This window comes from Luteimonas colneyensis (assembly GCF_014836665.1).
Classification (GTDB): Bacteria; Pseudomonadota; Gammaproteobacteria; order Xanthomonadales; family Xanthomonadaceae; genus Luteimonas; species Luteimonas colneyensis.
The window spans coordinates 86,136-112,472 of sequence record NZ_JACSQJ010000003.1; the positions used below are offsets into that span (position 1 = coordinate 86,136).

The window sequence follows — 26,337 nt, forward strand, 5'->3', positions numbered from 1 at the left end:
CCCTGTCCGGCAGCCGCCGGTTTTCTCCCACCTCGCGAGGATTCCCATGTCCGTCATCAACACCGAAATCAAGCCGTTCAAGGCTACCGCCTTCCACAACGGCGAGTTCGTCGAAGTCGACAGCGCCAACCTGAAGGGCAAGTGGTCCGTGTTCGTGTTCTACCCGGCCGACTTCACCTTCGTCTGCCCGACCGAGCTCGAGGACCTGGCGATCAACTACGACGAGTTCAAGAAGCTCGGCGTCGAGATCTACAGCGTGTCGACCGACACCCACTTCTCGCACAAGGCCTGGCACGACAGCTCGGACGCGATCGGCAAGATCCAGTACCCGATGATTGGCGACCCGACCCACGAGATCTCGAAGAACTTCGAGATCCTGCGCCCGACCGGCCTGGCCGACCGCGGCACCTTCATCGTCGACCCCGAGGGCGTGATCCAGTCGATCGAGATCACCGCCGAGGGCATCGGCCGCGACGCGCTCGAGCTGCTGCGCAAGGTCAAGGCCGCCCAGTACGTCGCCGCCCACCCGGGCGAGGTCTGCCCCGCCAAGTGGAAGGAAGGCGAGAAGACCCTGAAGCCGTCGCTGGACCTGGTCGGCAAGATCTAAGCAGTACCCCACTCCCATCCCCGCTCCGGCGGGGGTGGGGCTGGACCGGAGTCCGTGCCACGGCGCGGCCTGCGGTCCATCCCCACGCCGGTGGCGAGCCGTCGCACGACGGGTCGCAGGCCGAAGCCTTGCCGCAATCCAGGAGTCCGCCATGCTCGAAGACGATCTCAAGACCCAGCTCAAGGCCTACCTCGAGCGCCTGCAGCGCCCCGTGGTGCTGGTCGCCAGCGTCGACGACGGCACGAAGTCGGCCGAGATGCTGGAGCTGCTGGAAGACATCCGCGCGCTCTCGGACAAGGTCACGGTCGAGGTGTCGCGCGACGACGCCCACCGCAAGCCCTCCTTCGCCATCACCTCGCCGGGCCACGACATCGACCTGCGCTTCGCCGGCCTGCCCATGGGCCACGAGTTCACCTCGCTGGTGCTGGCCCTGCTGCAGGTCGGCGGCCATCCGTCGAAGGCCGCGCCGGAACTGCTGGAGCAGGTCCGCAACCTCGAGGGCGAGTACCGCTTCGAGACCTACTTCTCGCTGTCCTGCCAGAACTGCCCGGACGTGGTCCAGGCGCTGAACCTGGCGGCGGTGCTGAACCCGAACATCCAGCACGTGGCCATCGACGGCGCCCTGTTCCAGGACGAGGTCGAGGCGCGCGAGGTGATGTCGGTGCCGACCGTGTTCCTCAACGGCGAGGTCTTCGACCAGGGCCGCATGAGCCTGGAGCAGATCGTCGCCAAGCTCGACACCGGCGCCGCGAAGCGCGACGCCGCGGCGATCGCGAAGAAGGATGTGTTCGACGTGCTCGTGGTCGGCGGCGGCCCCGCCGGCGCCGCGGCCGCGATCTACGCCGCGCGCAAGGGCATCCGCACCGGCGTCGCCTCCGAGCGCTTCGGCGGCCAGGTGCTGGACACCATGTCGATCGAGAACTTCATCTCCGTGCCGGAGACCGAGGGCCCGCGCTTGGCCGCGCAGCTCGAGGCGCACGTGCGCCAGTACGACGTCGACATCATGAACCTGCAGCGCGGCACCGCGCTGAGCCAGGACGCCGACGGCGTGACCACCATCGAGCTGGAGAGCGGCGCGTCGGTCCGCGGTCGTACCGTGGTGCTCGCCACCGGCGCGCGCTGGCGGCAGATGGGCGTGCCCGGCGAGGACCAGTACCGCAACAAGGGCGTAGCCTACTGCCCGCACTGCGACGGCCCGCTGTTCAAGGGCAAGCGCGTGGCGGTGATCGGCGGCGGCAACTCCGGCGTCGAGGCCGCGATCGACCTCGCCGGCCTGGTCGCCCACGTCACCCTGGTCGAATTCGACGGCCAGCTGCGCGCCGACGAGGTGCTGCAGCGCAAGCTGCGCAGCCTGCCCAACGTGCGCATCATCACCTCCGCGCAGACCACCGAGGTGCTGGGCGACGGCAAGCGCGTCACCGGCCTGGTCTACCGCGACCGCGCCGGCGGCGATTCCCACCGCGTGGAGCTGGAGGGCGTGTTCGTGCAGATCGGCCTGCTGCCCAACACGGAATGGCTGAAGGGCACGCTGGAGCTGACCCCGCGCGGCGAGATCGTGGTCGACGACGCCGGCCGCACCTCGCTGCCGGGCGTGTTCGCCGCCGGCGACGCCACCACCGTGCCCTACAAGCAGATCGTCATCGCCATGGGCGAAGGCGCCAAGGCCGCGCTCAGCGCGTTCGACCACCTGATCCGCACCAGCAGCCCGAAGGCGGAGGCGGCGACGGCCGAGGCCTGAGCCGCACCGCCCTCGACGACGGGGGCACGACATGAACCTGCGCGACCTGAGCTACTTCATCGCCCTCGCCGACCACCTGCACTTCGGCAAGGCGGCGGCGGCGAGCTTCGTCAGCCAGCCCACGCTCTCCACCCAGATCCGCAAGCTGGAGGAGGAACTGGGCGTGGCCCTGGTCGAACGCGCCCCGCGCAACGTGATGCTCACGCCCGCCGGGCGCGACGTCGCCGTCCGTGCGCGCCGGATCGTGGCCGACGTCGAGGAGATGCGCGAGGCCGCGCGGCGCAGCCAGGACCCCGAGGCCGGCCGGGTCACGCTCGGCCTGTTCCCCACCCTCGGCCCCTACCTGCTGCCGCACGTGGTGCCGGCGATCCGCAAGCGCTTCCCCGAACTCGAGCTGCTGCTGGTGGAGGAAAAAAGCGACGTGCTGCTGGAGCGGCTGCAGCAGGGCCGCCTCGACGCCGCCCTGCTGGCGCTGCCGGTCGGCGACGACCAGCTGCACGTCGAGTTCCTGTTCGAGGAACCCTTCGTGCTGGCGGTCCCGGAAACGCATCCGCTGGCCGGGAGCGGGCCGCTGTCGATGTCCGAGATCGCGGACGAACGCCTGCTGCTGCTCGCCGACGGCCACTGCATGCGCGACCAGGCGCTCGACGTCTGCCATCTCGCCGGCGCCGGCGAAAAGGATGGCTTCCAGGCCACCAGCCTGGAAACCCTGCGCCAGATGGTGGCCGCCAACGTCGGCGTCACCCTGCTGCCGACCCTCGCCGTGAAGCCGCCGGTCGCGCGCTCCGAGAACATCGAGCTGGTCGACTTCCGCGACCCGGCGCCCAGCCGCCGCATCGCGATGGCCTGGCGCCGGAGCACGGCCATGGGCGACTTCCTGGGCCAGCTCGCCGACGTGATCCGCGACCTGCCGCCAGACCTGCTGCGTCCCCCGGTGCCGGACACCACCGTCCCGATCCACGTCCCGGGCGCCGCCGGCGTCTAGTTCCGGGCCGCGGCGCGGCTCAGGAAGAAACACCCGCCTGGCAGCTCACGCCGGTGCCGCCCAGGCCGCAGTAGCCGCCGGGATTCTTCGACAAGTACTGCTGGTGCTCCTCTTCCGCGTAGTGGAAGGGCGGCGCCGGATGCACGACCTCCGTGGTGATCGCGCCATGGCCCGCGGCCAGAAGCCGCTGCTGGTAGGCGTCGCGGCTGGCCAGCGCCGCCGCGTACTGCGCGTCCGTATCGCAGTGGATCACCGAGCGGTACTGGCTGCCGACGTCGTTGCCCTGGCGCATGCCCTGGGTCGGGTCGTGGCCTTCCCAGAAGCGCGCCAGCAGCGCCTCGAACGCGACCCGCGCCGGGTCGTACACCACCAGCACCACCTCGGCGTGGCCCGTGCGGCCGCTGCAGACCTCGCGATAGGTCGGCGCATCGGCGTCGCCGCCGGCATAGCCCACGGCCGTGGTCTCGACACCGGGCATCGTCCAGAACAGCCGCTCGGCGCCCCAGAAGCAGCCCATGCCGAAGGCCACGCGGGACATGCCCGGGAAATCGCCTTGCAGCGGGCGGCCGTGGACGTGGTGGACGTTCGAAAGGCGCATGTCCGGCGCTCCGGGTGGGGGATCCCGATGATGGTCGCGCAGCCGGCGTGACGGCAAGCCGCGCATGCGCCGCTCCGCTACACTGCCCGGTCCACGGCGCAGGCCCGCGCCCGCTTCCCCGACGACCCGCATGACCGCACCCCACGACACCACGGCCGGCGCCGACACGGCGCCCGTGAAGCAGGACTTCATCCGCCAGATCGTCCGCGACGACCTGGCCAGCGGCAAGCACGCCGCGATCCGGACCCGCTTCCCGCCCGAGCCCAACGGCTACCTGCACATCGGCCACGCCAAGGCGATCTGCCTGGACTTCGGCATCGCCGAGGAGTTCGGCGGCCGCTGCAACCTGCGCTTCGACGACACCAACCCGGCGAAGGAAGACCCGGAGTTCGTGGCCGCGATCCAGGACGACGTGCGCTGGCTGGGCTTCGAATGGAACAGCCTGCGGCATGCCTCGGACTACTTCGAGGTGTTCTACCTGGCCGCCGAGAAGCTGATTCGCCAGGGCGACGCCTTCGTCTGCGACCTGTCGCCCGAGGAGGTGCGCGCGTACCGCGGCACGCTCACCGAGCCCGGCCGCGAATCGCCGTACCGCAACCGCGGCGTCGAGGAGAACCTCGACCTGTTCCGGCGCATGCGCGCGGGCGAGTTCGCCGACGGCGCGCGCACCCTGCGCGCGAAGATCGACATGGCCAGCGGCAACATCAACCTGCGCGACCCGGCGATCTACCGGATCAAGAAGGTCGCGCACCAGAACACCGGCGACGCCTGGCCGATCTACCCGATGTACGACTACGCGCACGCCCTGGGCGACGCGGTCGAGGGCATCACCCATTCGCTGTGCACGCTGGAATTCGAGGACCACCGGCCGCTGTACGACTGGTGCGTGGACCGGGTCGACCTGGCCGGCAACCCGGAGCTGCTTGCGCCGCTGGCCGCGAAGGGCCTGCCGATCGAGGCCGCGAAGCCGCGCCAGATCGAGTTCTCGCGCCTCAACATCAACTACACCGTGATGAGCAAGCGCAAGCTGACCCAGCTCGTCACCGAAGGCCTGGTGGACGGCTGGGACGACCCGCGCATGTACACCCTGCAGGGCCTGCGCCGCCGCGGCTACACCCCGGGCGCGCTGCGCCTGTTCGTCGACCGCATCGGCATCAGCAAGCAGAACTCGATGATCGATTTCTCGGTGCTGGAGGGCGCGCTGCGCGAGGACCTCGACGCGCGCGCACCGCGGCGCATGGCCGTGGTCGCGCCGCTGAAGCTGGTGCTCACCAACCTGCCCGAGGGCCACGCCGAGACCCTGCGCTTCGCCAACCATCCCAAGGACGAATCCTTCGGCGAGCGCGAGGTGCCGTTCTCGCGCGAGCTGTGGATCGAGGGCGACGACTTCGCCGAAGTGCCGCCCAAGGGCTGGAAGCGTCTGGTGCCCGGCGGCGAGGTCCGCCTGCGCGGCGCCGGGATCGTGCGCTGCGACGAGGTGGTCAAGGATGCCGATGGCGGCATCGTCGAGCTGCGCGGCACGCTCGATCCGGAGTCGCGTCCGGGCATGGAAGGCGCCAACCGCAAGGTGAAGGGCACGATCCACTGGGTCGATGCCGCGCGCGCGGTCGAGGCCGAGGTACGGCTGTACGACCGCCTGTTCTCGGTGCCCGATCCGGACGACGAGAGCGAAGGCCTGGGCTACCGCGACCACCTCAATCCCGACTCGCGCGCCACGGTGCGGGGCTACGTCGAACCCGCGGCCGCGACGGCGTCGGCGGAGCAGTCGTACCAGTTCGAGCGCCTGGGCTACTTCGTGGCCGATCGACGCGACCACCGCGAAGGCGCACCGGTGTTCAACCGCAGCGTGACCCTGCGCGACACCTGGGCCGCGAAGGCCTGAGGGCCGGCCACGCGCCGGCCTTCGCCGGCGCCTGCACCCGCGGGGGCTACCATGCCCCGCGACGTCCACGACACGGAGACTTCCATGCGCCGGATCATCCCGTCCGCGTCCATCGCCCTGCTCGCCCTGCTGCTGGCGGCCTGCAGCGCCGCCCAGCCCGGCGGCAGCGTGCAGGCGCCGCCGATGTCCGATCCGCAGCCGGCCACGCCGATGCCCGCACAGCCTGACCCCGTTGCCCGGCCCGGGCGACCGTCGGTGCCCGGCGTGCCCGACCTCGACCGCAGCTGCCGCGTCGACAGCGACTGCGCGGTGAAGGATGTCGGCAGCTGCTGCGGCTATTCACCGTCCTGCGTGAACAAGGCCGCACGGCCCGACCCGAAGGCGGTGCAGGCCGCCTGCGCCGACGCGGGCATGGCCGGCGTCTGCGGCTTCCGCGAGATCGAGGCCTGCGCCTGCGTGTCCAACACCTGTGAACCGGCGCGCTCCGGCGGGGCGGTGGCGCGATGAGCCTGGCCGCCCTCCCGACGGACGTGGCGCTGCGGCTGCCGGCATGGGTCGAGGGCATGCTCGACCGCGACCGGCCCCGTGCCACCGACGCCGACAAGGTCGCGCTGGCCATCGCCTTGGCCGGCCGCAACGTCGCCGAAGCCACCGGCGGCCCCTTCGGCGCGGTGCTGTTCGGCCCCGACGACCGCGTGGTCGCCGCCGGCGTCAACGTGGTGCTGCCGCAGTCGACTTCGCTGGCCCACGCCGAGAACTTCACCTACATGCTGGCCCAGCAGGCGCTGGGCCGCGCGCGCATCAACCTCGACGAGGCCGGCCGGCCCTGCGGCCCGTACACGCTCGCGACCTCGGCCCAGCCCTGCTGCCAGTGCTATGGCGCCACGGTCTGGGCCGGCGTCGACCGCCTGCTGATCGGCGCCCGCGCCGAGGACGTCCACGAGCTCACCGAGTTCGACGAAGGCCCGCTGCCGGCCGACTGGCCGGGCGAGCTGGCCCGCCGCGGCATCGAGGTGGTGCGCGACATCGCCCGCTATCAGGCGCGCGAGGTGCTCGCCGCCTACGGCCGCGCCGGCGGGCAACGCTACTGATGCACGACGCCCAGGCGCCCACGGCGGACGCATCCGGGCTGCTGTGCTACTGCCGCGCCGGCTTCGAGCCCGAGCTCGCGGCCGAGCTGGGCGAGCGCGCGGCGGCGGCCGGCCAGCACGGCTATGCCGCGACCGGGCGCGGCAGCGGCTACGTCCGCTTCCTCGCGCCCGGGGCCGATGGAGCCGCGCTGTCGCGCGCCCTGCCCTGGCGCTCGCTGGTGTTCGCGCGGCAGAAGCTGCGGCTGCTGGCCACGCTGGACGGCATCGACACCAGCGACCGGGTCACGCCCATCCTGGCCGCGCTCGCGACGCAGGCCGGCGCCACCGCCCCGGCCTTCGGCGCCCTGGTCGTCGAGCATCCCGACAGCGACGACGCCCGGCCACTGGCCGGCCTGGCGCGCGCGCTCGGCAACGCGCTGCGACCGGCGCTGCGCAAGGCCGGCCTCCTCGCCGCGAAGGACGACCCGCGGCGTCCGCGCCTGCACGTCTGCCTGCTCGCCGGCAACCACCTGCTGCTGGCCCTCGCCGATCCCGCCGACGCCTCGGACTGGCCGATGGGCGTGCCGCGCCTGCGCCTGCACCGCGACGCGCCCTCGCGCTCGGCGCTGAAGCTCGACGAGGCCTTCCAGGTCCTCCTCGACGATGGCGAGCGCTCGCGCCTGCTGCGCGCCGGCATGACCGCCGCCGATCTCGGCGCCGCGCCCGGCGGCTGGACCTGGGTGCTGCAGCGCGCCGGCCTGCACGTCACCTCGGTCGACAACGGACCGCTGCGCCAGCACGTCCTCGATGCCGGCGGCGTCGAGCATCTGCGCGAGGACGGCTTCCGCTGGCAGCCACCGCGGCCGCTGGACTGGATGGTCTGCGACATGGTCGAGCAGCCGCGCCGGGTCGCTTCGCGCATGGCCACCTGGTTCCGCGAGGGCTGGTGCCGGCAGGCGGTGTTCAACCTCAAGCTACCGATGAAGAAGCGCTGGCTGGAAACTTCGCTGTGCCTGGAGCTGTTCGCCCGCGAGGCCGGGCGACCGCTGGAACTGCGCGCCCGGCAGCTCTACCACGACCGCGAGGAGATCACGGTCCTGGCGCTGCCGGCGCGCGGCTGAATCCCGCCGCGCCGTTCAGATGCCAGCAGGCGAACGCTGACCACGGCTTCATGGCCGCGGGACTAGCGTGGCGCCGACCTCCACGACGGGAATCGCCCATGGACACCCGCAAGCTCACGCATCCGCTCACCCTGGCCGCGTTCGCGGCCGCCATCGGCACCAGCGGCCCTCTGCTGGCCCAGTCGGCCGGGAGCGTCGGTCTGCAGACCGTCACCGACCAGCAGACCCGCGCCGCGCACCAGGACGCCCGCACCGCCGAACAGGATGCGCGCATGGCGCGCGAGGCGGCGGAGCAGGCCGAGGCACAGCGCCGCAGCGGCGCGCTCACCGCGGAAGGCCAGGCGCAGGCGGAATACAGCGCCTGGCAGGCCGACCAGGCCTCGCGTCGCGCGGAACGCGCCGCGCATGCGGCCGGCCACGCCGGCAACAGGGCCGGAGGCGCGAGCTCCGCCGCCCATGGTGGAGCCGCGCAGCCCAGCCAGGTCGCCGCGCAGGCCCACGGGTCGGCGGCCGACGCCCGCGCAGCCGGCAGCGTCGCCCGCGAAGCCGCCATGGAAGCCCAGGCGGCGGCCGAGGCCGCACGCGCAGCCGCCAACGCGCCGCCGGCGCCGCCGCCGAGGACCCCGCCGGCGGTCACCTATCCGAGCGAGCCGCAGGTGACGATCACCAACAGTGCTCCGGACTCCGTGGTCGGCGAATACCGCATCGACATGGCCGCCATGGACAGCAACGGTGACGGCCGCATCAGCCGCGCCGAAGCGCGCGCCAACACCACCCTGACCGCGGAATTCCGCGCGGTCGACAACAACGGCGACGGCGTGCTCGATGCCGGCGAGCTGAAGGGCTGGATGCGCTGATCCCGGGCGGTGCGCCGGCGGAGGATCAGATCCCCGCCGCGCGCCGCCACAGCGCGCCCGCGACCGGCGGCACGCGACCGGCGATGCCGAGCGCGTGTCCACGCAGGAGCACCGCGGCGGGCGACGCGCTGGTGTAGACGCGATTGATGGCGTCGAAGGCGCGCGCCGCGACGGTGGCCTCGCTGCGCCGCGTCCGCGCCCAGCGCGTGATCCGCTGGGGCGTGTCCCAGGCCTGGCGGCGCGCCAGCGCCCCGGCGACGGAGTCGCGCAGCGCCGCCACGTCGCGCAGGCCGACGTTCACGCCTTGACCCGCCAGCGGATGCATCACGTGCGCGGCGTCCCCGAGCAGCAGCACGCGCCCCAGGGAATAACGCTCGGCCAGCTGCAGGCGGAGCGGGAACGCGGCGCGCGGCGAACACGGCTCGACGTCCCCGAGCCGTCGGTCGAACGCACGCGCCAGGGACGCCCCGAAGGCCGCGTCGTCCATCGCCAGCGCCGCCTCGGCCTCGGCGGTGGGCAGGGACCAGACGATCGAACAGCTGCCGTCCGCAAAGGGAAGGAAGGCCAGCGGGCCACCGGGCAGGAAGCGCTGCCAGGCCGTGGCCTGATGGGGATGCTCCGTGCGCACGTATCCGACCACGCCGGACTGGCCGTAGCCCTGCCCGCTGGTGTCGATGCCCGCCAGCTGGCGCAGGGTGGAGCCGGCGCCGTCGGCCGCGAGCACGATCCGCGCCGCCACCCGGCTGCCATCGTCCAGGCGCAGGCGGACGCCGCGCTCGTCCTGCTCCAGCGCCTCGACGCGCGCGGGGCAGCGCAGGTCCACGCCGGCGCCGGGCAGGCAGGCCCAAAGGCGATCGACCAGCAGGCCGTTCTCGACGATCCAGCCGAGCTCGCGCCGACCCAGGCGATCGGCGTCGAAGGCCAGTTCGCCGCCGCCGGCCGCGTCCCAGACGCGCATGCGGCGATAGGGCTGCAGGCGCGTGGGGCTGCCGTCGCGACCCGCGACGCCGTCCCAGGCGCCGATGGCATCGAACAGGGCGGCATTGTCGTGGGCGAAGGCGAAGACGCGCAGGTCGGGACGCGCTTCCGACCAGGGCGGCGGCGCGCGGCCTTCGACCAGCACCACCGACAGGCCGAGCCGTGCCAGCGCGAGCGCCGCCGCGGCGCCGACCACGCCGCCGCCGGCGACCGCCACGTCGACCATGCCGCGGCTCATCGCAGGCCTCCGGTGCGGCAGGCCGCGGGCACGTCGCCGCGATAGCCCATGGCGCCGCCGGCGATCCCGGCCTGCAGCCCCGGCAGCGCCGCCAGCGCCACCAGGCCGGCCGCGCGCAGCAGCGAGGCGCCCTGTCCGGGGTTCGAGGTCAGCCGCGCGAGGCCATGCGAGAAGTCGAGCGTGCGGCTGCGGTCCTCGCGACGACGCGCGGCGTGGGCCTGCAGCAGGGCATCGCCGCCAGGATCGCCGCCTTCGCGTGCGCAGGCCACCAGCAGTTCGGCCAGGGTCAGGGCGTCGCGCAGGCCGAGGTTGAAGCCCTGCGCGCCCACCGGATGGATGCTCTGCGCGGCGTTGCCGACCAGCACGGCGCGCGGGGCGAGCGTCGCCGCGGCACGGACCGCGACCGCCGGATACGCGCTGCGCGGCCCCACAGAGCGCAGCCGCCCGAGGCGCCAGCCGAAGGCGTCCTGCACGCGCGCCAGGAACCCGGCGTCGTCCAGCGCCTGCACCGCCTGCGCGTCGACGGCGGCGACGCCGTGCACCAGGCCCCAGGCGCGGTCGCCGCGCGGCAGCAGCGCGGTCGGCCCGTCGTCGCCCAGGCGCTCGTAGGCGGTGCCGTCGGGCGCACGCGCGGCGACCAGGCGCGCGACCATCAGCACCTGGCCGTAATCGTGCCGGCTCGTGGCGATGCCCAGCGCGTCGCGCACCCCGCTGGCGGCGCCGTCGGCGGCCACCACCAGGCGCGCGCGCAGCCGCGACGGCCCTTCGCCGGCGAGCTCGAGCACCCGGCAGCCATCCTCGTCGGGCGCAAAGCCGGTGAAGCGCGTGCCGCGATGCCGCTCCAGGCCGGCCACCGCGGCCAGCCGCGATTCCAGCGCCTCGCCGAAATCCCGCGCGACCACGACCTGCCCGAACGCCTCGCGGCCATGGTCCTTCGCCTCCAGCAGCACGCGACCGAAGTCGCCCCGGCGGCTGACGTGGATGCGCGCGATCGCACCGGTGGGCGCGCGCAGGCGCTGCATCACCCCCAGGGCGGTGAGCGCGTTGACCGTGGCTTCCGCGAAGCTGAGGTTGCGTTCGTCGAAGACCGCCGGCATCGCCGTCGCCGGCGCCGCCTCGACCATGGCCACGTCCAGGCCGCTGTCCTCCAGGGCGATGGCCAGGCTTGCACCCACCAGGCCACCACCGATGATCACCACGTCGCGAGTCGCCGTCATGCCGGCATGATACGGCCGCCCGGCCCCGCGGTTCGCTAGAATGGCGGCCGTCCGCAATTCCCTGGAGCCGCCAGCGCCCATGAACACCACCCTGCAACGCGCCATCGTCCTGTCGCTGCTCGCGCTCCTGATGGCCGCCACGCGCAGCCACGTCTTCACCCACTTCACGCCGGTGCCGGATGCGTCCTGGGCCGTGTTCCTCATCGGCGGCTTCTACCTGCGGGACTGGGCGCGCTGGGCCTTCCCGGCGCTGATGGCGCTGGCGGTGGCGATCGACTGGATGGTGATCCGCGGTCAGGGCATGGATTTCTTCGCCCACTACTGCGTGTCGCCGGGCTACTGGATGCTGGTGCCGGCGCACGCGGCGATGTGGGCCGGCGGCCACTGGCTGCGCCGCCACTACACCGACGCCAGCCCGGGTGCCCTGGCGCGCCTCGCGGCGGTCGTGGTCGTGGCCACCGCGACCTGCCACCTGTTCGCGCAGGGCGGCTTCTACTGGCTGTCGCCGGCGGTCGCCGAGCCGACCGTGGCCGGCTGGGCCGCCAACTACGGCCACTGGTTCGGTCCCTACCTCGCCGCCACCGCGATGTTCGTGGCCGTAGCCGCGGTCGCACAGGTGCTGTCCGAGGTCGTGGCCCGCCACGCCGGGCCGGCCCGGCAGCGCAAGCGCGGCTGAGCGCGATGGGCAACCGTCTCTCGAAGATCTACACCCGCACCGGCGACGACGGCAGCACCGGCCTGGGCGACGGCAGCCGCACCGGCAAGGACTCGCTCCGGGTCGAGGCCTACGGCACCGTCGACGAGGCCAATGCCTGCATCGGCGTGGTGCTGGAGGCGGGCGTGCCCGACGGCGTGCGGGACCTGCTGACCTCGGTGCAGCACCAGCTGTTCGACCTCGGCGGCGAGCTCTGCATTCCCGGCCATGCGGCGATCGACGACGACGACGTCACCCGGCTCGAGCAGCACCTCGACCGCTACAACGCCGACCTGCCGCCGCTGAAGGAGTTCATCCTTCCCGGCGGCGGCGAAGCCTCCGCGCGCTGCCACGTGGCGCGCACGGTGGTGCGCCGCGCCGAGCGCTGCGCGGTGGCGCTGGCCCGCGCCGAGGACGTGCGCCCGCAGGCCGTGCGCTACCTCAACCGCCTCTCCGACCTGCTGTTCGTGCTCGGTCGCGTGCTGGCCCGTGAAAGCGGGCGCGGCGAGGTCACCTGGCAGCACGAGCGCCGCCGGGGCTGAGCATGGCCGCGAAGCCGCTGCCGGTGTTCACCCACGCAGCGTGCTTCGGGCACGACACCGGACCGGGACACGTCGAGGTCCCCGCCCGCCTGGGCGCGGTGGTGACGGCGCTGCGCGACCATGTCCCCGGCATCGAATGGCTGGAGGCGCCCCGCGCCACCCGCGGCCAGCTGCTGCGGGTGCACGAGCCACTGCTGCTGCACGCGATCCTGGAAACCGGTCCCGACGGGCGGATGCAGCTCGATCCCGACACCGTGCTTTCCCCGGGCTCGGCCGAAGCGGCCCTGCGCGCGGCGGGCGCGGTCGTGGCGGCGGTGGACCTGGTGATGGGCGGCGAATCCGACGCGGCGTTCTGCGCCGTCCGTCCGCCCGGCCACCACGCCACCCCGGGCCACGCCATGGGCTTCTGCCTTTTCAACAACGTCGCCGTGGGCGCCGCGCACGCGCTCGAGCGCCACGGGCTGGCGCGGGTGGCCGTGGTCGACTTCGACGTGCACCACGGCAACGGCACCCAGGCGATCTTCGCCACCGAAGACCGGGTGCTCTACGCCAGCGCGCATGAAATGCCGCTGTTCCCCGAAAGCGGCGACCCGCGCGAACGCAGCGCCGGCCTGCACGTGCACAACGCCGCGCTGCAGCCCGGCAGCGGCAGCCACCGTTTCCGCGAAGCCTGGCGCGAGCGGCTGCTGCCGGCCATCGACGCCTTCGCGCCGCAGCTGGTGATGGTGTCCGCCGGCTTCGACGGCCACCGCGCCGACCCTGTCGCGCACATCGAACTCGAGGCCGACGACTACGCCTGGCTCACCGGCCAGCTGGTGGACATCGCCGCGCGGCACGCCGGGGGGCGCCTGGTGTCGGTGCTCGAGGGTGGCTACGACCTTTCCGCGCTGGCCGAATGCAGCATCGCCCACGTGCGCGCCCTGGCCGGCAGGCCGCCCGGCTGACGCGCCGGCATTCACCTGCCGTGCATTGCCGCTGCCCGGGCGATGCGGCAAGCTAGCCGCCGCTTCTTCCCCCCGGAATCCTGCGTGCGCCAAGCCTTCCGCCTGCTCCCGCTGCCGCTGTGCATCGCCTCCGTCCTGGCGCTGCACCACCCCGGCGCGATGGCGCGCGACGACATCGAGCCCGACTGGAGCCTGTGTCCGCTGGTGGAATCTGTGCCCGCCTTCCCGGACGCGCAGCCGGCGACCGGCTCGCCGGGCGACCGCGCCTCGCAGCCCACCGACATCGCCGGTGACAACCTCGCGGGCGTGGACGGCGAGAGCGTGGAGTATTCCGGCAACGTCACCCTGCGCCGCGGCGACCAGTTCCTGGGCGCGGACAACCTCGAGTACCGCGCCGAGGACTCGACCTACGTCGCCAGCGGACGCGTGCGCTACCAGGACTCCGGCATGCGCCTGGTGGCCGAGCACCTGGAGGGCGACCAGGAGGCCGATACCCACCGCGTCGACGACGTCACCTACCAGCTCACCGAGCGCCGCGGCAACGGCGGCGCCGAGCGCATCGAGATGAAGGGCTCGCAGGGCTCGCTGTACGGTTCGACCTACTCCACCTGCTCGCCCGACGACCGCTGGTGGGAGCTGCGCGCCGAGCGCATCGACATCGACAACGAAGAGGGCCAGGGCATCGCGCGCAACGCGACCCTGCGCCTGGGCAAGGTGCCGGTGCTGTACGTGCCGATCTTCGCCTTCCCGACCGACAACCGTCGCAAGACGGGCCTGTTGTATCCGAGCATCTCGTACTCCAGCCGCAACGGCTTCGACTGGCGGCAGCCGATCTACCTCAACCTCGCGCCGCACTACGACATGACGATCGAGCCGCGGCTGATGAGCAACCGCGGCCTGCTGCTGGGGACCGAGTTCCGCTATCTCACCGACGGCGGACGCGGCACCCTGGACGTCGAGCTCCTGCCCTCCGACCGCCTGGCGCGCGACGGCCGCGCGGAAGAGGACGCCGATGGCATCCCGCCGGAGAACCGCCGCAAGGACAACCGGGGCATGATCCGCTTCAGCGGGCGCCAGAACCTCGACGAGCACTGGCAGGCGCGGTCCAACGTGCGGTGGATCAGCGATCCGCGCTACATCGAGGACTCCAGCAGCACGCTCAACGGGCAGACCAGCTTCTCGTTCAAGAGCGACGTCGGCGTCTACGGCCGCGGCCGGACCTGGGACGCGGCGGTGCACGCGGACTACTGGCAGCTGGGCGACTACACCCGCACCGAAACCATCCTGCCCTACCACCGCCTGCCCCGTGCCTACGTCAACTGGGAGGACGATTTCAGCAACAGCCGGTTCATCGCCGGCATGTCCGCCGACATCACCCGCTTCCAGCACGCCAACTCCGAGGCCAAGCCCGGCGGCACCCGCGTGGATCTCAAGCCCTGGCTGTCGATGCCGCTGGAAGGCAGCGCCTGGTTCGTCACGCCCACCGTGGCCTGGCGCCATACCGCCTACGAACTCGAGGACGCCCTGGCGCGGCAGATCGCCCGCAGCAACGGGACCGATGTCGACACGTCGCCCTCGCGCAGCCTGCCCATCGCCACCGTCGATGCCGGCGTCTACTTCGACCGCGACACCCTGTTCCGCGGCGAATCCCATCTGCAGACGCTCGAGCCGCGCCTGTTCTACCTGTACGTGCCCTACCGCGACCAGCTGGGCCTGCCGCGCTTCGACACCCAGAACATGTCGTACAGCTGGGGCCAGCTGTTCCGCGACAACCGCTTCACCGGCGCCGACCGCCAGGCGGACGCCAACCAGCTGACGCTGGCGCTGACGACGCGGCTGGTCAACTCCGAGACCGGCCGCGAGACCCTGTCGGCCAGCATCGGGCAGATCCGCTATTTCGAGGACTCGCGCGTCGGGCTGGCCGCCAACTCCCCGGTGATCCCGAAGGGCAAGTCGACCTGGATCGCCGATGCCAGCTACGAGATCAACGACCGCTGGAGCATCGGCGGCACCTATCACTGGAACCCCGCCAGCCGCCAGGAAGACCTGGCGAGCCTCCGCACCCGCTACCTGATCGGCGACGACGGCGTGGTCAACCTGTCCTACCGCTACCGCCGCAACGCCAACAATCAGGATGACCTGCTCGAGCAGGTCGACCTGTCGTTCCTGTATCCCATCAATCCGTCCTGGAGCCTGGTCGGGCGCTACTACTACTCGCTGCTGGACGACCAGCTGCTCGAGGGCATCGCCGGCGTGCAGTGGGACAGCTGCTGCATGGCCGCGCGCCTGGTCGCGCGCCGCTACGTCCGCAATTTCCGCGGCGACATGAACGACGCGATCCAGCTCGAGATCGAATTCAAGGGCCTCGGCTCGGCCGGTCCCGAAACCGCCAGCCGCCTGCGCCGTGCTATCCTCGGATACCACCGCGAGGACCTGTATCTGGTGCCTCCGCCCGATGTCCGCAACGACGACGGCGACCCGCCCTCGGCCGACGACGACATTTTCCAATGAAGAATTTCCGCTTCGCCCTTGCCCTCGCCCTGACCGCCTTCGTCCCCCAGGCCTTCGCCCAAGACGTCCAGCCGATCGACGGCATCGCCGCCATCGTGGACGAGGACGTCATCCTCCAGAGCGAACTCGATCGCGCGGTGCGCAACATCACCGCCCAGTACGGCGACCGCGCCGACCAGCTGCCGCCCGTGCCGGTCCTGCGCCGCCAGGTGCTGGAACGGCTGATCCTGGTGCAGCTCCAGACCGCGCGCGCCAAGTCCACCGGCGTGCGCGTCGGCGAGGAGGAAATCGACGCGGCGCTGGCGGCGATCGCGCGCCAGAACAACCTCACCCCGGACCAGCTGCGCCAGCAGCTCGCGGCCGACGGCCTGTCGTTCAGCGAGTTCCGCGCCTCGCTGTCCGACGAACTCGCCATCCAGCGCCTGCGCCAGCGCTTCGCGCAGTCCTCGATCGTGGTCAGCGACGGCGAGGTGGATGCCGCACTGGCGACTCAGGCCAGCGGCACCCAGTACCAGCTGGCCAACATCCTGGTAGCGCTGCCCAACGGCGCGACGCCGGAACAGATCTCCACCGCGCAGGAGAAGATCGACGGCATCAAGGCGCTGCTCGATCGCGGCGAGATGGATTTCCAGGCCGCTGCCGTGCGCTACTCCGACGCTCCCAACGCGCTCGAAGGCGGCGACCTCGGCTGGCGCAGTCCGGACGAGATCCCGTCGGCGTTCGCCAACGTCGTCGGCGGGCTGCAGGCCGGCCAGGTGATCGGCCCCGTGCGTGGCCCGAGCGGCTTCCAGCTGCTGCAGCTGCGCGACGTGCGTGACGCCACGGGCCCCGCGGCCGCACAGAACGTCACCCAGTACCAGGCCTCGCACATCCTGGTGCGAGGCGACGATGCCGCGGCCAAGGCGCGCATCGACGCCCTGCGGGCCCGCGTCGGCGCCGGCGAGGAGTTCGCCGCCGTGGCGCGCGACGCGTCCGACGACACCGTGACCCGCGGCCAGGGCGGCGACCTCGGCTGGTTCGTGCACGAGGCCTTCGGCCCGCAGTTCGGCGACCAGGTCGGGGCGCTGCAGGATGGCGAAGTCTCCGCACCGTTCCGCACCCAGGCCGGCTGGCACATCGTGCAGCGGACCGGGACGCGCCAGACGGACGTCGGCGCCGAGAACCGTCGCAACCAGATGCGCGAAGTGATCGGCCAGCGCAAGCTCGAGGACGAGTGGAACCGGTTCCTGCGCGAGATGCGCAGCGAGGCCTATGTCGACATCCGCCCGTCGTCGGGCGTTGCCGGCGTCTCCGACGGCGGCTGAGGTGAAGCGCCCCCGGCTCGCGCTGGTCCCGGGTGAACCGGCCGGCGTCGGGCCGGAGTTGTGCGTCCGCGCACTGCAGCGCCCCTGGGCCGCGGACCTCGAGGTCTTCGGCGACGCGGACGTGCTGCTCTCCGCCGCGTGCCGGATCGGACTTCCGCTGGAGCGGCCATCCCCGGACACCCTTTCCGCCCCCGGTGGCCGCTTCGCGCTGCACCACCTGCCCGGCGCGGCCACCGCCGAACCCGGCCGCCCGCACCCCGCCAACGCCGCTTCGACCATCGCCGCCCTGCTCGCCGCCGCCGACGCCTGCAGTGCGGGCCGGTGCCAGGGCATGGTCACCGGCCCAGTGCACAAGGCCGCGATCAACGACGGCGGCATCGCCTATACCGGCACCACCGGCCTGCTCGCCACGCACGCGGGCCGCGAGGTGGTGATGATGCTGGCCAACCCCGCGATGCGCGTGGCGCTGGCCACGGTGCACATTCCGCTGCGCGAGGTCGCCGACGCGCTGACGCCGGCGCTGCTGGAGCGCAGCCTGCGCATCCTGCACGCCGCCCTGCGCGACGACTTCGGGATCGGGGAGCCCCGCATCGCGGTCCTCGGCCTGAACCCGCACGCCGGCGAGGACGGCCATCTCGGGCGCGAGGAGCTCGACACCCTCATCCCGCTGCTCGAACGCCTGCGCGGCGAGGGCCTGCGCCTGGAAGGTCCGCTGCCCGCCGACACCGCCTTCCTGCCATCGAAGCTCGCGCGCTTCGACGCGATACTGGCCATGTACCACGACCAGGGCCTGCCGGTGCTCAAGCACGCCGGCTTCGAACAGGCGGTCAACATCAGCCTCGGCCTGCCCTGGCCGCGGGTCGCGGTCGACCACGGCACGGCCTTCGACCTCGCCGGCACCGGCCGGGCCGATCCGTCCAGCCTGTTCGCCGCCATCGACGCCTGCACCCGCCTGGCCGCCACGCGCGCCGCACGGAACCCCACGCCATGACCCAGCACGACGGCCACGACGGCCGCTTCCGCGAGCCCGCCAAGAAGGCGCTCGGCCAGCACTTCCTGCACGAGCGCGGCGTCGTCGACCGCATCGTCCTCGCCGTGGACCCGAAGCCCGGCGACCACATCGTCGAGATCGGCCCCGGCCAGGGCGCGATGACCTTCCCGCTGCTCGACCGCCACGGCAGCCTCACCGCGATCGAGTTCGACCGCGACCTGCTGGCGCCGCTCACGGTGCGCGCGCGCGACCACGGCGAGCTGACGCTGATCCACGCCAACGTGCTCGATGTCGACTTCACCGCGCTGGCCGAGGGCACGCGGCTGCGCCTGGTCGGCAACCTGCCCTACAACCTGTCCTCGCCGATCCTGTTCCACGCGCTCGAGCACGCCGCCGTGGTACGCGACATGCACTTCATGCTCCAGAAGGAGGTGGTCGACCGCATGGCCGCCGCGCCCGGCAGCAAGGTCTACGGGCGCCTGAGCGTGATGCTGCAGGCCTGGTGCCGGGTCACCGCACTGTTCGACGTCGGGCCCGGCGCATTCAGGCCTCCGCCGAAGGTCGATTCCGCAGTGGTGCGGCTGGTCCCGCGCGACCCCGCCGAAGTCGGCATCGACGACCCGGCGCGCTTCGCCGCCGTCGTGCGCGCGGCCTTCGGCCAGCGCCGCAAGACCCTGCGCAATGCACTGCAGCCGCTGTGCGACGCCGAGGCGATCATCGCCGCCGGCATCGACCCGACGCGTCGTGCCGAGCAGCTCGAGGTCGCGGAGTTCATCCGCCTCGCGAATTCCCTCGCGCGCACCTAGTCCCGGTATTCACGCGCAGCGCTTACACTCGTCGCCATGGACGACACCCCCGACTACACCCTGGAGATCCAGATCGCGACGCGATTCCTGCCCGAGGAATCGGCGCCCGAAGACGACCGCTACGTCTTCGCCTACACCATCCGCATCCGCAACCTCGGACAGCGCGCGGCGCAGCTGCTGGACCGGCACTGGGTGATCACCGACGGCAACGGCAACGTCGAGGAAGTGCGCGGCGAAGGCGTGGTCGGCGAGCAGCCGCGCATCGAGCCCGGCGACCAGTTCACCTACACCTCCGGCGCGGTCCTCGAGACCGCGGTCGGCACGATGGAAGGCAGCTACGGCATGGTGGGCGACGACGGCACCCGCTTCGACGCACCGATCCCGCCGTTCACCCTCGCCGTCCCGCGCACCCTGCACTGACATGGCGATCTGGGCGATCGGAGACCTCCAGGGCTGCCTGGGGCCTACCCGGCGGCTGCTCGAGCGCATCGCGTTCGACCCCGCGCGCGACAAGCTGTGGTTCTGCGGCGACCTGGTCAACCGCGGCGGCGAGTCGCTGGAGACGCTGCGCCTGGTGCATTCGCTGCGCGAGAGTGCGATCACCGTGCTCGGCAACCACGACCTGTCCCTGCTCGCGATTTCCGAGCGCCGCGAAGCCGACCAGCGCAAGGTCAACCCCGACCTGCAGCAGGTGCTGTTCGCGCCCGACCGCGACGAACTGCTCGACTGGCTGCGCTCGCAGCCCCTGGTCCACGCCGACCGCGAGCTGGGCTGGATGATGGTGCACGCGGGCCTGGCGCCGAAGTGGACCGCGGACGACGCCTTGGCCATGGCCGCCGAAGTCCAGCAGGCGCTGCGTGGGAAGAACCGCCAGAACCTGTTGCGCAACATGTACGGCGATCGCCCGACCTGGTCGCCGGGCCTGCGCGGCACCGACCGCCTGCGCGCGATCATCAACATCTTCACCCGCATGCGCTACTGCAGCCCGCGCGGGCGGATCGCCTTCGAGGAGAAGGGCGCGCCGGGCACGCAGCAGCCGGGGCTGTATCCCTGGTACGCGGTGCCGGGCCGGGTCGAGCGGGGGCTGAAGCTGGCCTGCGGCCACTGGTCCTCGCTGGGGCTGTTCATCGGCCACGGCGTGCATGCGCTGGACACCGGCGCGGTCTGGGGCGGCACGCTGACCGCGCTGCGGATCGACAGCGAAGAGCTGCACGTGGTGCAGGTGCCGGGGCGCGACGTGCCGGCCACGCCCCCGCAGCCGCGTTCCCGCCAGGGCTGAGGACGCCTCCGCCCCGGTCCGGGTGGCTCAGGACGTTCCCGCACCGATGCGGGCGGAGTCCACGAAGTCGAAGGCGAAGGCATGCCGCGCGTCGGCCGGATGGTGCTCGCGGCGGACTTCGCGCCAGGCCGCCCGGTCGACCTCCGGGAAGAAGGCGTCGGCATCCTCGACCACGGTGTCAACATGGGTCAGGTGCAGCATCGAAGCCTGCGGCAGCGCCAGCGCGTAGACCTCGCCGCCGCCAATGACGCAGAGCTGCGCGGCCCCGTCCACGACGGCCATGGAAAGGGCCTCGTCCAGCGAAGCCACGGCATCCATGCCCGGGAACGGCACCCGGCCACCGCGCGTCAGCACCAGGTTGCGGCGCCCGGGCAGCGCACGCCCCAGCGATTCGGCGGTCTTCCGGCCCATCAGCACCGGCTTGCCGAGCGTCAGCGCCTTGAAGTGGCGGAAGTCGTCCGGAAGGTGCCAGGGCATCGCATTGCCGCGGCCGATGGCCCGCCTGCGGTCGAGGGCGGCCACGAGGACGATGGCGGGTACCCCGCCGCCCTGTCCCGTCACGCGCCCTGCCTCAGACCGCCACCGGCGCCTTGATCGCCGGCGCCGGATCGTAGCCCTCGATCGCGATGTCCTCGTAGCTGAAGTCGAAGACGTCGCGGATCGCCGGGTTCAGCGCCAGCTTCGGCAGCGGCCGCGGCTCCCGCGCCAGCTGCTCGCGGGCCTGCCCGAAATGGTTGGAGTACAGGTGCGCGTCGCCCAGCGTATGCACGAAGTCGCCCACGCCCAGGCCGGTCGCCTGCGCCACCATGTGGGTCAGCAGCGCATAGCTGGCGATGTTGAACGGTACGCCGAGGAAGATGTCGCCGCTGCGCTGGTAGAGCTGGCAGCTCAGCTTGCCGTCGACGACGTAGAACTGGAACAGCGCGTGGCAGGGCTGCAGCGCCATGGCCGGCAGGTCGGCGACGTTCCAGGCGCTGACCACCAGGCGGCGCGAATCCGGATTGCGACGGATCTCGTCGACGACCCAGCGGATCTGGTCGATTTCGCCGCCGCGGCCGTCGGCCCAGCGCCGCCACTGCTTGCCGTAGACGGGCCCCAGTTCGCCGTCGGCGTCGGCCCACTCGTCCCAGATCGTGACCTTGTGGTCGCGCAGGTAGGCGGTGCTGGTCTCGCCCTTCAGGAACCACAGCAGTTCGTGGATGATCGAGCGCAGATGCAGCTTCTTGGTGGTCACCAGCGGGAAGCCTTCGGCCAGGTCGAAGCGCATCTGCCAGCCGAAGACGCTGCGCGTGCCGGTGCCGGTGCGGTCGGCCTTTTCGGCGCCGTGCTCGAGGACGTGGCGGAGGAGGTCGAGGTACTGGCGCATGCGTGTTCCTATCCGGGCTGCAGGGTCGGGCTGCGACGGGAACGCCACAGCCAGTACAGGCCGAGCAGCACCAGCGGGGTGCTCAGCACCTGGCCCATGGTCAGCCAGCCGAAGGCGAGGTAGCCGATGTGCGCGTCGGGCTCGCGCACGAACTCCACCAGGAAACGGAACGCGCCGTACAGCAGTGCGAACATGCCGGCCACGGCGTAGCGCGGGCGCGGCCGGGTGGAGAACCACCACAGCAGCGCGAACATCGCCACGCCCTCGAGGAAGGCCTGGTACAGCTGCGAGGGGTGGCGCGCGTACGGCTCCAGTTGCCCCGCCTGGTGCAGCGCGCGCAGCGCGGCGTCGTCGAGGTAGGCGAGGTCCTGCGGCAGCGCGCTGCGGAACACTGTGGCCCAGGGCAGGTCGGTGGGCTTGCCCCAGAGCTCGCCGCCGATCCAGTTGCCGATGCGGCCGAAGCCCAGCCCCAGCGGCACCAGCGGCGCCACGAAATCCATCGTGTCCATGAAATGCAGCCGACGCTGGCGCGACCACAGCCAGCTCGCCACCAGTACGCCAAGCAGGCCGCCGTGGAAGCTCATGCCGCCCTCCCACACCTTCACCAGCATCAGCGGGTTGGCGAGGAAATCACCGAACGAGTAGAACAGCACGTAGCCGATGCGCCCGCCCAGTACCACGCCGAGCATGCCGTAGAACATCAGGTCGCCGAAGCCGGCCTCGTCGACGCCGGGCAGGCGCCCGGCACGGATCCGCGACCGTCCCAGCAGCCAGGCGCTGAGGAAGGCCAGCGCATACATCAACCCGTACCAGTGCACCCCGGGCTGGAAGGTCCGGCCCGCCAGCTCGAAGGCGGGCGACTGGAGTGCGATCGGATCGACCAGGTGCAGGAGGCTCATGCCGCGTCGCTCACTCGTTGGCCACGCCCCTCAGGGCGCGGCGCTTGGCCCACAGGTTCAGGCCTTCGACGAAGGCCGAGAACGCCATCGAACCGTAGATGTAACCGCGCGGGATGTGCAGGTCGAAGCCCTCGGTGAGCAGGTACACGCCGATCAGCACGATGAAGGCCAGCGCCAGCATCTTGACCGTGGGGTTGTTGTCGATGAAGCGGCCCAGCGGTTCGGCCGCCAGCAGCATCACGCCGACCGCGATCAGGATCGCCGCGACCATCACCGGGATGTAGTCGCCGGCCATGCCCACCGCCGCGATCACCGAGTCGAGCGAGAACACGATGTCGATGATGGCGATCTGGGTGATGACCATGGCGAACGAGGTCGCGGCCTTGCCCATGCCGTCCAGGTCCTCATGCTCGCCGGCCACCAGCGAGCGGATCTCCATGGCGCCCTTCACGATCAGGAACAGGCCGCCGAGGATCAGCACCAGGTCGCGGACCGAGATCCCCTGCCCGAACAGCGTGAACAGGTCGGACGTCAGCCCGGCCAGCCAGGCCAGCGTCAGCAGCAGGCCCAGGCGGGTGATGCAGGCCACCGCGATGCCGAACTTGCGCGCGAACTCGCGGCGCTCGGCGGGCAGGCGGCTGACCGCGATCGAGATGAACACGAGGTTGTCGATGCCGAGCACGATCTCGATCGTGGCCAGCGTGACCAGCAGGATCCACACCTGCGGGTCGGTGATGAGTTCGATCATGGCTTGCTTGTCCTTCGGGAAACGGGGGCCGCGGCGTACACGGCGGTCATGGCAGGCGTGGCAGCAGGATCGCGCCCCACACCATCAGCACGTTGAGCATCAGCACGAACACGGCGGCCGAGCCCATGTCCTTGGCACGTCCGGCAAGCTCGTGGTGCTCGTCGCCGTAGCGGCCGATCACGGCTTCGATGGCGGAATTCAGCAGTTCGATGGCCAGCACCAGCATCAGGCTGCCCACCAGCAGCGCGCGCTCGACACCGTCCTGCCCCAGCCACCAGCCCAGGGGGGCCAGGACCACGAACAGGTAGGCCTCGAGCCGGAACGACGACTCGTGCAGCCAAGCGGCACGCAGGCCCTGCAGCGACCAGACGGTCGCCTTGAACATGCGTGCGGGACCGCGGGGCAGGTGTCCGGTCTGGTCGGCCATCGTCGTCCCCCGCTCAGCGCGAACCGCTGCGGGGCGGCGGCGCGACCGGCAGGGCGCCGGCAACGCCGGCGGCGGGGATGCGGCTGCCGCGCGGGCACCGCTGGGATGGGAACTGCATGCGAATCAGCCGCCGCGTCCGACCAGTAAGCGGGCAATTTTGCCACAAGGCGGCGTGCGGGACCGGGTCGCCCCGGGTTGCGCCCGGGGACCGGCGCTGCTCCACTCGTGGCAGGCCTTGCCCGGAGTCCACGCATGGATCGCCCCAGCCGCACGCGCGCCACAGACACGCGCATCTCGATCCCCGGCGCCGCGGCCGCCCTGGCCTGCGTGGTCCTGGCGCTGCTGGCCGGCGCCTGCGGCACGACGCCCGCGCCTGCCGCCGGGTCGACTGCGGCATCCGCGCCGCTCGCCGGACGCCTGGATCCCGTGTCATCGCCGGACTGGGAGGCGGACATGGCACGGTTCGCGGCGGAGGACGAGGCGCACGCGCCGCCGTCGGAACCGGTGGTCTTCGCCGGCAGCTCCTCGTTCCGGATGTGGGATTCGCTGCGCGCGGACTTCCCGGGGACGCCGGTGCTCAACCGCGGGTTCGGCGGCTCCCAGGTGCGCGATCTGGCATGGCACGCCGACCCGGTTGCCATCCGCTACCGCCCACGCGTCGTGCTGCTCTACGCCGGCGAGAACGACATCGACGCCGGGCGCACGCCCGCGCAGGTGCTGGCGGACACGCGCCTGCTGGTCGCGCGGTTGCGGACGGCGCTGCCGGACACCCGCATCCTGTGGGTCTCGATCAAGCCCAGTCCCGCGCGCTTCGCGCAGCGGCCGCTGCAGCGCGAGGCCAACGCAAGGGTCGAGGCCTGGCTGCGCGACCAGCCCGGGACGGGCTACGTCGATGTCGCCACGCCGATGCTCGACGCCTCGGGCCAGCCGCGCAGCGAGCTCTTCATTGCCGACCGCCTGCACATGAACGCGCGCGGCTACGCCATCTGGCGGGATGCGATCGCGCCGCTGCTGCGATGAGGCGATGCGTCCGTGGCTGCTTCACGTCCTGCCGCTTCACCCGTTGCCAAGACCGCGCCTGCGATGATGCAGGCGTCGCACAACCGGATCAGGAGGCTGGGCATGCGCCAGGCCGCTGTTATCCTCGGGACGCTCACCGCCCTCGCCCTCGGAGCCGCCATGAATCCTTCGTTCGCACAGGCCAGCCCGCAGGCGCTGGTCGCCGGCGACCCCGACCAGGGCGCGGTTCTCGACGCCGCGCTGGCGCCTTTGCGCGCCGAGTTCGGGACCGTCGACCTCGTGGTCGAACGCATGGACCGCCTGGGCAACTGGGCCTTCGTGATCGGCGACATGCGCTCCCCCGGGGGCGGTCGCCTCGATATGTCGGGCACGCGCTTCGCCGATGCCGCGGAACAGGGCGCGATGTCGAGCGTCTATGTCGCGCTGCTGCGTCGCGAGGGCGACGCGGCAGGCGATGCGTCCGATGCCGCCACGGAATCCACGGCGGCAGGAGCCGGTCCGGCCGCGCCTGCCGAGGCGGCGGCCCGCGACCAGGCCGGCCTGCAGCAGGAGGACGCCGACCCGGCCGTCGCCGCGGAAACCCCGCGCGGCCGCTGGGTGGTGGTGGACTTCGCCATCGGCCCGGGCGACGTGGCCTGGCTGGGCTGGCCGCAGGAGCATGCGGCGCCGCGCGCGCTGTTCGGCTTCTAGCCCCGAACGCAGTGAGCCGGGACGGGACCCGGCTCACTGTGGACCACGGCGCGGATGGGCTCAGCGCGGCGGGGTGATGATCTCGTAGTTGCCCGACGCGCCGCCCCAGCTGATGCGCTGCGAGCCGTCGGCGTTGACGTTGTTGGAGCCGATGAACTTCGGCTGCCCGTTCTCGAAGCCCGCGAACAGCACCACGTGCGACTGCCCGTCGCGCTGCATGAGCACCACGTCGCCGGGGCTGGCGTTGGCCAGCGACACCGTCTGCCAGCCGTCGCCCTTGAGGTTGTTCGCCAGCTGGTCGACCGAGGCGCTGGCCTGGCCGGCATCGATCAGGCCGGCCTTCTGCAGGCACGCCGACACGAAGTTGGCGCAGTTCACGTTGTTGGGCACCCAGCTCTGCATCGGCAGCTCGTCGCTGTGCTTCAGCTCGCCGGCGTTGCGGCCGATGAACTGCTCCGCGATCGCCGCGGCGTTGTTGCCGCTGACCGGACCGCCCCCCTTTACGCCTTCGACGCCGGTGGCGCCGCCCGGGCCGCCGCCGGCGCCCGCGCCGCCCTGGGAACCGGTCGCGCCCGGGATCTTGAGCGAATCGCCGGCGTAGATCAGGTCGGCGTCCTTGATCTGCGAGTTGGCGTCCATCAGCGCGTCGACCGAAGTGCCGTAGCGCTGCGCGATCTGGGACAGGGTGTCGCCCCAGGAGATGCTGTGGATGGCGGTCATCGGTGTCTGCGTCCCGCGGGAGCGGCGTCCGCCGCGATGCAACGAGTCTCCCGCCCGCGCCGGCGGCCGCCAACCCGGGGCCGCCCCCGATGGGGGCGACCCTAG

General features: G+C 72.1%; 28 protein-coding genes. 19 read left to right on the plus strand and 9 right to left on the minus strand.

From position 1 onward, the window contains the following. Positions 1-46: 46 nt before the first annotated feature. From ahpC to H9645_RS07350, 3 genes are all read left to right on the plus strand, one after another. Entirely contained in the window at positions 47-607 is a 561-nt protein-coding gene (gene ahpC / locus H9645_RS07340) for an alkyl hydroperoxide reductase subunit C (RefSeq protein ID WP_191729054.1), read from the plus strand. A 151-nt stretch (positions 608-758) separates the two neighbouring features. After that, complete coding sequence (gene ahpF / locus H9645_RS07345; RefSeq protein ID WP_191729055.1) at positions 759-2,345, plus strand: alkyl hydroperoxide reductase subunit F; 1,587 nt, start codon at positions 759-761, stop codon at positions 2,343-2,345. A 31-nt stretch (positions 2,346-2,376) separates the two neighbouring features. Continuing rightward, complete coding sequence (locus H9645_RS07350; RefSeq protein WP_191729056.1) at positions 2,377-3,330, plus strand: LysR substrate-binding domain-containing protein; 954 nt, start codon at positions 2,377-2,379, stop codon at positions 3,328-3,330. Between the two features lie 19 nt (positions 3,331-3,349). Here the strand turns inward: H9645_RS07350 and msrA are convergent, their stop codons facing one another. Then, positions 3,350-3,994 carry a peptide-methionine (S)-S-oxide reductase MsrA gene (msrA, locus tag H9645_RS07355; protein ID WP_191729057.1) on the minus strand — a complete coding sequence of 215 codons (645 nt, stop codon included), beginning with the start codon at positions 3,992-3,994 and terminating at the stop codon, positions 3,350-3,352. A 64-nt stretch (positions 3,995-4,058) separates the two neighbouring features. On the opposite strand from msrA, the gene H9645_RS07360 reads away from it, so the two are divergent. The 5 genes from H9645_RS07360 (at position 4,059) to H9645_RS14405 (ending at position 8,858) form a co-directional block, all read left to right on the plus strand. Beyond that, the gene (locus H9645_RS07360) at positions 4,059-5,810 is read left to right on the plus strand and encodes a glutamine--tRNA ligase/YqeY domain fusion protein (RefSeq protein WP_191729058.1); all 1,752 of its coding nucleotides are present in this window, start codon (positions 4,059-4,061) and stop codon (positions 5,808-5,810) included. A gap of 84 nt (positions 5,811-5,894) precedes the next feature. Then, complete coding sequence (locus H9645_RS07365; protein ID WP_191729059.1) at positions 5,895-6,317, plus strand: hypothetical protein; 423 nt, start codon at positions 5,895-5,897, stop codon at positions 6,315-6,317. Then, positions 6,314-6,901: a nucleoside deaminase gene (locus tag H9645_RS07370; RefSeq protein WP_425490214.1), complete on the plus strand. Its 588-nt coding sequence runs from the start codon at positions 6,314-6,316 to the stop codon at positions 6,899-6,901. Before H9645_RS07365 ends, H9645_RS07370 begins: the two co-directional genes overlap by 4 nt. Then, positions 6,901-8,001 carry a 23S rRNA (cytidine(2498)-2'-O)-methyltransferase RlmM gene (rlmM, locus tag H9645_RS07375; protein ID WP_191729060.1) on the plus strand — a complete coding sequence of 367 codons (1,101 nt, stop codon included), beginning with the start codon at positions 6,901-6,903 and terminating at the stop codon, positions 7,999-8,001. Before H9645_RS07370 ends, rlmM begins: the two co-directional genes overlap by 1 nt. A gap of 98 nt (positions 8,002-8,099) precedes the next feature. Continuing rightward, positions 8,100-8,858 carry an EF-hand domain-containing protein gene (locus H9645_RS14405; RefSeq protein WP_425490215.1) on the plus strand — a complete coding sequence of 253 codons (759 nt, stop codon included), beginning with the start codon at positions 8,100-8,102 and terminating at the stop codon, positions 8,856-8,858. Between the two features lie 25 nt (positions 8,859-8,883). Here the strand turns inward: H9645_RS14405 and H9645_RS07385 are convergent, their stop codons facing one another. Further along, complete coding sequence (locus H9645_RS07385; protein ID WP_191729061.1) at positions 8,884-10,074, minus strand: FAD-dependent oxidoreductase; 1,191 nt, start codon at positions 10,072-10,074, stop codon at positions 8,884-8,886. After that, entirely contained in the window at positions 10,071-11,291 is a 1,221-nt protein-coding gene (gene ubiH / locus H9645_RS07390; protein ID WP_191729062.1) for a 2-octaprenyl-6-methoxyphenyl hydroxylase, read from the minus strand. The genes H9645_RS07385 and ubiH overlap by 4 nt, the downstream gene beginning before the upstream one ends. Before the next feature lie 79 nt (positions 11,292-11,370). On the opposite strand from ubiH, the gene H9645_RS07395 reads away from it, so the two are divergent. The 9 genes from H9645_RS07395 to H9645_RS07435 all read left to right on the plus strand — a co-directional run bounded on the left by H9645_RS07395 (position 11,371) and on the right by H9645_RS07435 (position 20,362). Beyond that, a complete protein-coding gene (locus tag H9645_RS07395) occupies positions 11,371-11,967 on the plus strand; it encodes a hypothetical protein (RefSeq protein WP_191729063.1) in 597 nt (198 codons plus the stop codon). A 5-nt stretch (positions 11,968-11,972) separates the two neighbouring features. After that, positions 11,973-12,527, plus strand: coding sequence for a cob(I)yrinic acid a,c-diamide adenosyltransferase (locus tag H9645_RS07400; protein ID WP_191729064.1), 555 nt, complete (start codon positions 11,973-11,975; stop codon positions 12,525-12,527). A 17-nt stretch (positions 12,528-12,544) separates the two neighbouring features. Next, positions 12,545-13,471 carry a histone deacetylase family protein gene (locus H9645_RS07405; protein ID WP_191729253.1) on the plus strand — a complete coding sequence of 309 codons (927 nt, stop codon included), beginning with the start codon at positions 12,545-12,547 and terminating at the stop codon, positions 13,469-13,471. Between the two features lie 84 nt (positions 13,472-13,555). Then, positions 13,556-15,982 (plus strand): LPS assembly protein LptD, encoded by a 2,427-nt coding sequence (lptD, locus tag H9645_RS07410; RefSeq protein ID WP_425490217.1) that lies wholly within the window; start codon positions 13,556-13,558, stop codon positions 15,980-15,982. Then, positions 15,979-17,286 (plus strand): peptidylprolyl isomerase, encoded by a 1,308-nt coding sequence (locus H9645_RS07415; protein WP_191729066.1) that lies wholly within the window; start codon positions 15,979-15,981, stop codon positions 17,284-17,286. The genes lptD and H9645_RS07415 overlap by 4 nt, the downstream gene beginning before the upstream one ends. Before the next feature lies 1 nt (position 17,287). Then, positions 17,288-18,277, plus strand: coding sequence for a 4-hydroxythreonine-4-phosphate dehydrogenase PdxA (pdxA, locus tag H9645_RS07420; protein ID WP_191729067.1), 990 nt, complete (start codon positions 17,288-17,290; stop codon positions 18,275-18,277). Continuing rightward, positions 18,274-19,083: a 16S rRNA (adenine(1518)-N(6)/adenine(1519)-N(6))-dimethyltransferase RsmA gene (gene rsmA / locus H9645_RS07425; protein WP_191729068.1), complete on the plus strand. Its 810-nt coding sequence runs from the start codon at positions 18,274-18,276 to the stop codon at positions 19,081-19,083. Before pdxA ends, rsmA begins: the two co-directional genes overlap by 4 nt. 36 nt (positions 19,084-19,119) lie before the next feature. Next, the gene (gene apaG, locus H9645_RS07430; RefSeq protein ID WP_191729069.1) at positions 19,120-19,503 is read left to right on the plus strand and encodes a Co2+/Mg2+ efflux protein ApaG; all 384 of its coding nucleotides are present in this window, start codon (positions 19,120-19,122) and stop codon (positions 19,501-19,503) included. A gap of 1 nt (position 19,504) precedes the next feature. Continuing rightward, entirely contained in the window at positions 19,505-20,362 is an 858-nt protein-coding gene (locus tag H9645_RS07435; protein ID WP_191729070.1) for a symmetrical bis(5'-nucleosyl)-tetraphosphatase, read from the plus strand. A 27-nt stretch (positions 20,363-20,389) separates the two neighbouring features. Here H9645_RS07435 and H9645_RS07440 read toward each other — a convergent pair whose 3' ends face one another. From H9645_RS07440 to H9645_RS07460, 5 genes are all read right to left on the minus strand, one after another. Further along, complete coding sequence (locus H9645_RS07440; RefSeq protein WP_225218110.1) at positions 20,390-20,839, minus strand: dihydrofolate reductase; 450 nt, start codon at positions 20,837-20,839, stop codon at positions 20,390-20,392. Positions 20,840-20,933: 94 nt separating this feature from the next. Further along, entirely contained in the window at positions 20,934-21,728 is a 795-nt protein-coding gene (locus H9645_RS07445; RefSeq protein WP_191729071.1) for a thymidylate synthase, read from the minus strand. A gap of 8 nt (positions 21,729-21,736) precedes the next feature. Then, positions 21,737-22,627: a prolipoprotein diacylglyceryl transferase gene (gene lgt / locus H9645_RS07450; protein WP_191729072.1), complete on the minus strand. Its 891-nt coding sequence runs from the start codon at positions 22,625-22,627 to the stop codon at positions 21,737-21,739. A gap of 10 nt (positions 22,628-22,637) precedes the next feature. Next, on the minus strand, positions 22,638-23,375 hold the full coding sequence (locus H9645_RS07455; RefSeq protein ID WP_191729073.1) for a TerC family protein: 738 nt from the start codon (positions 23,373-23,375) through the stop codon (positions 22,638-22,640). 46 nt (positions 23,376-23,421) lie between these two features. Next, on the minus strand, positions 23,422-23,802 hold the full coding sequence (locus tag H9645_RS07460) for a diacylglycerol kinase (RefSeq protein WP_191729074.1): 381 nt from the start codon (positions 23,800-23,802) through the stop codon (positions 23,422-23,424). Between the two features lie 252 nt (positions 23,803-24,054). Between H9645_RS07460 and H9645_RS07465 the strand changes: the two genes are divergently transcribed. Together H9645_RS07465 and H9645_RS07470 are read left to right on the plus strand one after the other, a co-directional pair. Next, positions 24,055-24,822: an SGNH/GDSL hydrolase family protein gene (locus H9645_RS07465; RefSeq protein WP_191729075.1), complete on the plus strand. Its 768-nt coding sequence runs from the start codon at positions 24,055-24,057 to the stop codon at positions 24,820-24,822. Between the two features lie 159 nt (positions 24,823-24,981). Then, positions 24,982-25,512 carry a hypothetical protein gene (locus tag H9645_RS07470; protein WP_191729076.1) on the plus strand — a complete coding sequence of 177 codons (531 nt, stop codon included), beginning with the start codon at positions 24,982-24,984 and terminating at the stop codon, positions 25,510-25,512. Positions 25,513-25,572: 60 nt separating this feature from the next. Here the strand turns inward: H9645_RS07470 and H9645_RS07475 are convergent, their stop codons facing one another. Then, a complete protein-coding gene (locus tag H9645_RS07475) occupies positions 25,573-26,232 on the minus strand; it encodes a LysM peptidoglycan-binding domain-containing protein (RefSeq protein WP_191729077.1) in 660 nt (219 codons plus the stop codon). Positions 26,233-26,337: the final 105 nt, after the last annotated feature.

Excerpts from the sequence above, each read along its gene's own strand:
- ahpC (WP_191729054.1), top strand. The coding sequence starts at position 47 with ATGTCCGTCATCAACACCGAAATCAAGCCGTTCAAGGCTACCGCCTTC.
- ahpF (WP_191729055.1), top strand. The coding sequence starts at position 759 with ATGCTCGAAGACGATCTCAAGACCCAGCTCAAGGCCTACCTCGAGCGC.
- H9645_RS07350 (WP_191729056.1), top strand. The coding sequence starts at position 2,377 with ATGAACCTGCGCGACCTGAGCTACTTCATCGCCCTCGCCGACCACCTG.
- msrA (WP_191729057.1), bottom strand. The coding sequence starts at position 3,994 with ATGCGCGGCTTGCCGTCACGCCGGCTGCGCGACCATCATCGGGATCCC.
- H9645_RS07360 (WP_191729058.1), top strand. The coding sequence starts at position 4,059 with ATGACCGCACCCCACGACACCACGGCCGGCGCCGACACGGCGCCCGTG.
- H9645_RS07365 (WP_191729059.1), top strand. The coding sequence starts at position 5,895 with ATGCGCCGGATCATCCCGTCCGCGTCCATCGCCCTGCTCGCCCTGCTG.
- H9645_RS07370 (WP_425490214.1), top strand. The coding sequence starts at position 6,314 with ATGAGCCTGGCCGCCCTCCCGACGGACGTGGCGCTGCGGCTGCCGGCA.
- rlmM (WP_191729060.1), top strand. The coding sequence starts at position 6,901 with ATGCACGACGCCCAGGCGCCCACGGCGGACGCATCCGGGCTGCTGTGC.
- H9645_RS14405 (WP_425490215.1), top strand. The coding sequence starts at position 8,100 with ATGGACACCCGCAAGCTCACGCATCCGCTCACCCTGGCCGCGTTCGCG.
- H9645_RS07385 (WP_191729061.1), bottom strand. The coding sequence starts at position 10,074 with ATGAGCCGCGGCATGGTCGACGTGGCGGTCGCCGGCGGCGGCGTGGTC.
- ubiH (WP_191729062.1), bottom strand. The coding sequence starts at position 11,291 with ATGACGGCGACTCGCGACGTGGTGATCATCGGTGGTGGCCTGGTGGGT.
- H9645_RS07395 (WP_191729063.1), top strand. The coding sequence starts at position 11,371 with ATGAACACCACCCTGCAACGCGCCATCGTCCTGTCGCTGCTCGCGCTC.
- H9645_RS07400 (WP_191729064.1), top strand. The coding sequence starts at position 11,973 with ATGGGCAACCGTCTCTCGAAGATCTACACCCGCACCGGCGACGACGGC.
- H9645_RS07415 (WP_191729066.1), top strand. The coding sequence starts at position 15,979 with ATGAAGAATTTCCGCTTCGCCCTTGCCCTCGCCCTGACCGCCTTCGTC.
- rsmA (WP_191729068.1), top strand. The coding sequence starts at position 18,274 with ATGACCCAGCACGACGGCCACGACGGCCGCTTCCGCGAGCCCGCCAAG.
- apaG (WP_191729069.1), top strand. The coding sequence starts at position 19,120 with ATGGACGACACCCCCGACTACACCCTGGAGATCCAGATCGCGACGCGA.
- H9645_RS07435 (WP_191729070.1), top strand. The coding sequence starts at position 19,505 with ATGGCGATCTGGGCGATCGGAGACCTCCAGGGCTGCCTGGGGCCTACC.
- H9645_RS07440 (WP_225218110.1), bottom strand. The coding sequence starts at position 20,839 with ATGCCCTGGCACCTTCCGGACGACTTCCGCCACTTCAAGGCGCTGACG.
- H9645_RS07445 (WP_191729071.1), bottom strand. The coding sequence starts at position 21,728 with ATGCGCCAGTACCTCGACCTCCTCCGCCACGTCCTCGAGCACGGCGCC.
- lgt (WP_191729072.1), bottom strand. The coding sequence starts at position 22,627 with ATGAGCCTCCTGCACCTGGTCGATCCGATCGCACTCCAGTCGCCCGCC.
- H9645_RS07455 (WP_191729073.1), bottom strand. The coding sequence starts at position 23,375 with ATGATCGAACTCATCACCGACCCGCAGGTGTGGATCCTGCTGGTCACG.
- H9645_RS07460 (WP_191729074.1), bottom strand. The coding sequence starts at position 23,802 with ATGGCCGACCAGACCGGACACCTGCCCCGCGGTCCCGCACGCATGTTC.
- H9645_RS07465 (WP_191729075.1), top strand. The coding sequence starts at position 24,055 with ATGGATCGCCCCAGCCGCACGCGCGCCACAGACACGCGCATCTCGATC.
- H9645_RS07470 (WP_191729076.1), top strand. The coding sequence starts at position 24,982 with ATGAATCCTTCGTTCGCACAGGCCAGCCCGCAGGCGCTGGTCGCCGGC.
- H9645_RS07475 (WP_191729077.1), bottom strand. The coding sequence starts at position 26,232 with ATGACCGCCATCCACAGCATCTCCTGGGGCGACACCCTGTCCCAGATC.